The organism is Micromonospora sp. ATA51, from assembly GCF_016802855.1.
Taxonomy (GTDB): domain Bacteria; phylum Actinomycetota; class Actinomycetes; order Mycobacteriales; family Micromonosporaceae; genus Micromonospora; species Micromonospora sicca.
This window is the reverse complement of the sequence record NZ_JAEVHJ010000396.1, coordinates 1-5,296: the sequence shown is the minus strand read 5'-3', so window position 1 is coordinate 5,296 and position 5,296 is coordinate 1. Positions and strand designations below refer to the sequence as shown.

At 71.2% G+C, this 5,296-nt stretch carries 5 protein-coding genes, 2 tRNA genes and 1 pseudogene; 3 read left to right on the top strand and 5 right to left on the bottom strand.

Features of this window, described 5'->3' with window-relative positions:
- A pseudogene (locus JNW87_RS34185) lies at nt 1-274 on the top strand (hypothetical protein); the annotation flags it as partial.
- A gap of 210 nt (nt 275-484) precedes the next feature.
- On the opposite strand, the gene JNW87_RS34180 reads toward JNW87_RS34185, so the two are convergent.
- Nucleotides 485-2,131: a PKD domain-containing protein gene (locus tag JNW87_RS34180; RefSeq protein WP_109804586.1), complete on the bottom strand. Its 1,647-nt coding sequence runs from the start codon at nt 2,129-2,131 to the stop codon at nt 485-487.
- Between the two features lie 348 nt (nt 2,132-2,479).
- Nucleotides 2,480-3,010 (bottom strand): PadR family transcriptional regulator, encoded by a 531-nt coding sequence (locus JNW87_RS34175; RefSeq protein WP_109804585.1) that lies wholly within the window; start codon nt 3,008-3,010, stop codon nt 2,480-2,482.
- 56 nt (nt 3,011-3,066) lie between these two features.
- Here JNW87_RS34175 and JNW87_RS34170 point away from each other — a divergent pair, with 56 nt between their 5' ends.
- Complete coding sequence (locus JNW87_RS34170; RefSeq protein WP_109804584.1) at nt 3,067-3,843, top strand: alpha/beta fold hydrolase; 777 nt, start codon at nt 3,067-3,069, stop codon at nt 3,841-3,843.
- A 167-nt stretch (nt 3,844-4,010) separates the two neighbouring features.
- On the opposite strand, the gene JNW87_RS34165 is transcribed toward JNW87_RS34170, so the two are convergent.
- A tRNA-Val gene (locus JNW87_RS34165) sits at nt 4,011-4,085 on the bottom strand.
- Between the two features lie 60 nt (nt 4,086-4,145).
- Nucleotides 4,146-4,218: transfer RNA gene (locus tag JNW87_RS34160), tRNA-Gly, on the bottom strand.
- A gap of 150 nt (nt 4,219-4,368) precedes the next feature.
- On the opposite strand from JNW87_RS34160, the gene JNW87_RS41035 reads away from it, so the two are divergent.
- Nucleotides 4,369-4,608 (top strand): DUF6458 family protein, encoded by a 240-nt coding sequence (locus tag JNW87_RS41035; RefSeq protein ID WP_109804583.1) that lies wholly within the window; start codon nt 4,369-4,371, stop codon nt 4,606-4,608.
- A gap of 106 nt (nt 4,609-4,714) precedes the next feature.
- Here JNW87_RS41035 and JNW87_RS34150 read toward each other — a convergent pair.
- Nucleotides 4,715-5,296, bottom strand: a 582-nt coding sequence (locus tag JNW87_RS34150) for an isocitrate lyase/phosphoenolpyruvate mutase family protein (protein WP_238455107.1), incomplete at its 5' end; no start/stop codon positions are given.

Genomic DNA, 5,296 nt, shown 5'->3' with positions numbered 1-5,296 from the left:
GGAGAACCTGGGTCACCTGGGTGACCGCAACGACCACGATTCGCTGGGCCTGTTCCAGCAGCGCCCGTCGAGTGGTTGGGGCACGCCGGAGCAGATCACCGACCCCGAGTACGCCACCCTGGCGTTCGAGAAGGGTCTCAAGCAGGTCGACGGGTGGCAGGACATGCCGCTGACCGAGGCCGCGCAGACGGTGCAGGTGTCGGCCTACCCGGACGCCTACGCCCAGTGGGAGCAGCAGGCCGCCCACCTGGTCGCCCAGCACTGGAACAGCTGACAAGCGAACAAAAGGCAAGAAGCCGCTGGCCGGCACCCCGGAGACACGGGGTGCGGCCAGCGGCGTTTCCACGTACAAACACAAGACCGTGACGGCCGGGCGGACGGTGACCAACGTCAGGGCTGGGGGCGACCGTCCCCGGCGCAGGGATCAAGCCTGACCGCCCGAAGCCGGGGACGGTCGCCCCAGCCCCACACCGCAACCGACGAATCAGACCGGCCGGAGGATCAGAGTCCACGTCGTCGTGGTGGTGCTGGCGGCCGCGCCGGAAGCGGTCAGGCCGCCGTAGCTGCCGGCCGGCACCGTGCTCCCGGAGTCGGCGAGCAGCGCCGTGACCCGTCCCCCGCCGGTCTGCGAGCTGTTGCTGCGCACCTCCACCCCGGCCGGCGGGGTCAGCGCGGTGGAGAGCCCGTCGCCGTGCATCCAGTACGACACGCCCCAGCTCTGCGCCGCGGTCACCGTCGCGTACGGGGTGACCCGGGCGGCAGAACTGGCCGGGTCGGTGGCGCGGGCGAACGTCGGCGCGACGGCCTCCACGCCCCGGTAGGCGGCGACGACCAGGTTGCCCTTGGACTGCGCGTCCAGCGCCACCCGTACGGTCGATCCGGCGTCGCCCGTGGCCGCGACCTTCCACCAGGCCGTGGTGGTGGCGAAGCCGCCGTCGAACCGGTCCAGCTGGGTCCAGCCGGTGACCCCGGTGGGTTGCCCCGTGCCGGCGTGGGTGTTCTGGCTGAGGAAGAGCAGCAGGGTGTCCCCGGGCTGCACGGTCGACGGCACCGTCACGGCGTGGCTGGTCCAGTTGGCGTTCGCGGTGGCCTGACCGACGAAGGCGATCCGCTCGGCGACCGGCGCGACGGTGACCTGGGCGGTCGCCGTCCCGGTGGCGCCCCGGTCGTCGGTGACGGTGAGCGTGACCGGGTAGGTGCCGGCCGCCGCGTACGTGTGGGAGGTGGTCGGCACGGAGACGGTGTCGGCGGTGGATCCGTCGCCGAAGTCCCAGCGGTGGTCCTGGATCGCGCCGTCGGCGTCGGTGGAGCCGGCGGCGGAGAAGGAGCAGACCAGCCCGGAACACGACGGCGCGAGGTTGGCCACCGGCGGCTGGTTGGCGGTGCCGCCCGCCCCCTTCAGGATCTTGACGTAGTCGATGTCGCCGGCGAAGTAGTCGCAGGTGACCTTCACGCCGTCGCACTGGCTCTTGCCGCCGATGGAGAACTGCCAGTTGTTCGCGATGGTGCCGGTCGGCCCGGTCAGCCGGCTCTTCCGCACCCCGTCGACGTACATCTCCACATAGCTGGAGGTGCGGTTGCAGGTGACCGTGTGCCACTGCCCGTCGGCGATCGACACGTCCGTGTAGCCGGTACGCGAGGAGCCGTCCCCGCCGCGGAACAGGCACTTCGGCTTGCCGCTGGGCGCCTCGAACTTCCAGTAGCCGCCGGCCGTGTTGCCCTGCCCCTTCTGGAGGATGTTGCCGAAGGAGTATGTCGTCCGGTAGCGGATGGTGAACGAGAAGTCGCCGGCGTCCGGGTTGAACTCGGTGCTGTGCGGGACCAGGTTGACGTGCCCGGGGACGTACTCCATGTCGGTGGGCAGGTGGGTGGCGAACCGGTGGACGGTCGCACCGTCGTACCGGGCCCCGGTCACCACCTCGGTGCCGATCGCGCCGTTCCGGCCGTTGCCGCTGCTGTCCTGGAGGACGGTGGCCCCGGCCGGCTCGTCCATGCTCCAGAACGCCACCGTCCGGGTGGCGGTCGCCTGCGCGGGCGCGTCCGCGACCACGATGCCCACTGTGGTCAGCAGGGCGGCGGCGCCCAGCCGACCGACCGTACGCCGCCAACGTCGTCCCGTGCCTGACCGCATGCGATAGCCTCCCTGGTCCGCGAGCCCTCACCCTGTCACGGGCCGGGCCAGCCGTTCCATGGCCCGTTGGGCGGATCCGGGAGCCATCGTCGGCGGTGCGGGATGACCGATGTGGGCAAGGGCGGGGGGCCGGTCGCGGTCGGCCGGGACCGACTGATGGGACGGGCCCGGCGATCGGCCCGGCACGCGCGACGAGCGGCCGGGAGGCCCGGAAACCCGCCGCGGAGCACGCACGTGGACCGGCCGGCCCCAGGGCCCGGTCACCGCGCTCCACGCCGAGCGCACGCAGGCCTGCGGCCAGTCGGGCGAGCCGGACGGCGGACTCGGACACCGACCGCACCCGTTCTCCTATGAGACCTGGGTCAGGGTCGCCAGTGTCTCGCGAAGCCACTTCAGCTCGGTACGCGTCGTCGCGGTGGCGATCGTGAACAGCCCTTGTCGGAAGGGGTCGTCGAAGTCGGCGGCGCGCAGTGGCCGATCGCCGTCCCAGAAGAAGCTGGCTGGCTGCGTGAGGAAGTCAAGCCGACGCTGCAACACGGCGGCCTGTGCCGCCGGGTCATCCAGGTGGCGCAGGAAGGCCAGCAGGGCAAACCACCTGTTTTCGTCGGTGATGAACAGCTCGTCGGGTTCACGGAGCCGGTCGAGCAGCGCTTTCTTGCCTTCGGAGGTCAGCGACAGCATGTGCCGGGGTGCGGCAACCTGGCCGGGTTGGAGTTCCCGGGTGAGCAGCCCTGCGGCTTCCATGCGCTTGAGCAGGGGGTAGAGGGTGCCGTCGGCGATGGGGCGCACGTGTCCGGTCAGGGCGGCGATGCGTTTCCGCAGGTCGTACCCGTGGAGCCGCTCGTCGTAGAGGAAACCGAGGATCACCAGTTCCAGCATGATCTAGATCATACCTCGTTGCCATGATACCTCGGATACGAGATATCTTTCGCGCTATGCATAGCGCTCAGATAGCTCCTGACGGCTCCCGCATTCGCTGGGCGGAGATCCCCGGCGCCGAGCCGACTCGCGTCTACATCCACGGCCTGGGAGCCAGCTCGACGCCGTACTACGCCCAGCCGCTCGCGCATCCAGCCCTTTCCGGCCACCGCTCGCTCCTCATCGACATGCTGGGCTTCGGCATCAGCGACCGGCCGGCCCATGCGGCGTACACGCTGGAAATGCACGCGGACGGCCTGGCCCGTGCGCTGGAGCAAGCCGCGGTGAGCGACGCCGACGTGGTCGCGCACAGCATGGGCGGCACGGTCGCGATCATGCTCGCCGCACGCCACCCCCAGCTGGTACGCCGACTCGTGCTCGTCGACCCCGCCCTCGACCCGGTGCACCCGCTGCCGACCAGGAAGCGACCGGGCAGTTCCGGCATCGGCGTCTATCACACCGAGAAGGAGTTCCTCGACCACGGCTGGGACGAGACGCTGGAGTTCGTCGGGCCGGAGTGGGCGGCCACGATGCGACTGGCCGGGCCACAGGCGCTCTACCGCAGTGCCATGAACCTGCTGCGCGGCACCATGCCCACGGTGCGCGAGCACCTGGACGAGCTGACCATCCCCCGCACCCTCCTGTACCCGGCGGCTGACGGGCCGCGCTTCGACGCAGACCGGCTCGCGGCCTCGGGTGTCGAGGTGGTGGCGATTCCCAACTGCGGCCACAACATCATGCTGGACAACGTGGCAGGCTTCGCCCTCGCGGTAAGGGCCGCCCTCCGTGACTAGGACTCCATCGCGCGCCTTCCGCCGCGCGCGATTGGGACGATGCACGCTGCGGTTCGCGCCCGGCTGACCGGCCACGTCCGCCCTAGCGGACTCCTGGCTGGTGCTCGGAACATGAAGCCCAGCTCATCGAGCCAGGCCGTCAAAAGAGGTAGATGTCCGAATTTTACTGGTGGGCGATACTGGGTTTGAACCAGTGACCTCTTCCGTGTCAAGGAAGCGCGCTCCCACTGCGCCAATCGCCCGCGCGCGCCGGCTGGAGAGACCAGCACCGACGACGGTCGACCCCCGAGGGGCGGATCGCGAGCGGACGACGGGATTCGAACCCGCGACCCTCACCTTGGCAAGGTGATGCGCTACCAGCTGCGCTACGTCCGCGTGCCGCCGACTTGCGTCGGCGACGGGGGGAACTCTACCCGATCGCAAGATCGCTCGGGACGCCCCCACCCCGGCCCGGTGATTGCGCCGCTGACCACCTGGGTACTGACTGCTTTCGACAGCGCACCACGTCCCCTGAAGGAGGCTGTCGTGGGAATCGGTACCAGCATCTTCCTGATCGCGGTCGGCGCGATCCTCACGTTCGCGTTGGACGCCAGCATCGGCGGGGTCAACCTCGACGTCGTCGGCTGGATCCTGATGGCCGCCGGCGTGCTCGGCCTCATCATGACGACCCTGGTCTGGGGCCGTCGCCGCGAGGTGGTCAGCACCACCGAGCCGGTCGAGTACCGGCAGGTCGAGGAGCGCCGGGACGTCGGCCCGCCGCTGTGACCCGACGGACCCGGGGCCGGCGGGGCTGATCGGTCGCGGGACACCACGAACGCGTACGAGGTGGGTGCGGGCCGCTACGGCCGGGCACCCACCTCGTGTCCCGTTTTCAGCCGCGCATCAGCTCGTTCAACGCGCCGTAGTCGAACGCGCCGGCCAGCGCGTCGTACGTCCCGGCGCCGAACGTCTCCTCGGCGGCCCGGCGGGCCACCACGTACGCGGCCTCGGCGACCGAGGAGCCGAGGCTGATCCGGGCCACCCCGAGGCGGGCCAGCTCGGGCACCGCCGGGGCGCCCGGCCCGGCCAGCACGTTCAGCGGGGCCGGAATGGCCGCGACCAGGGCGACCACCGTCTCCGGGTTGACCGTCCCGGGCACGAACACCCCGTCCGCGCCGGCGGCCAGGTAGGCCCGGGCCCGCGCCACCGTCTCCGCGACGCCGCCGACACCGCGCAGGAAGGTGTCGATCCGGGCGTTGACGTACAGCGGCACGCCGGCCTGCTCCGCCGCGGCCCGGACGGCGGCCAGCCGGGCGCACTGGTCCGCCACCTCGCGCAGCGGCCCGCCCCCGTCGTGGCGGGCGTCCTCGACGTTGACGCCCACCGCCCCCGCGGCCACCACCGCCCGTACGGTCGCGGCCACCTCGCCGGCGGTGTCGCCGTACCCGGACTCGATGTCGGCGGTGACCGGCAC